Raw genomic sequence first — 291 nt, 5'->3', positions numbered from 1 at the left:
ATGAACGCCGGCAACCTGAACGGGCGGAACGGGATGGTGCGCGGCTCGGGCAAGGTGGCCGGCAACTACCGCAACCGCTACGACGGCCGGGTGTACAACTCGGGCGTCCGGGAGCTGAACGGCAGCGGCTACGTGGGCCTGAACAAAAGCTGGGGCTACTCCCACCTCACGGTCAGCTCCTTTAATAAACGCCTGGGCCTAATCGAAGGCGCCCGGGACTCGGCCTCGGGCCGCTTCGCCAAGGACGTCCTTGCCCTCAATGACTTCATCATCACCCGGCCCGTTACGCGG

1 pseudogene is annotated in these 291 nt (G+C 65.3%); it reads left to right on the top strand.

Annotated elements, in window-relative coordinates:
- Nucleotides 1-291, top strand: a pseudogene (locus EJV47_RS27790) (TonB-dependent receptor); the annotation flags it as partial.

It is taken from the genome of Hymenobacter gummosus (genome assembly GCF_003970915.1).
Classification (GTDB): Bacteria; Bacteroidota; Bacteroidia; order Cytophagales; family Hymenobacteraceae; genus Solirubrum; species Solirubrum gummosum.
Note: the sequence above shows the minus strand (reverse complement) of the source record. Positions and strands in the feature narration are given on the sequence as shown.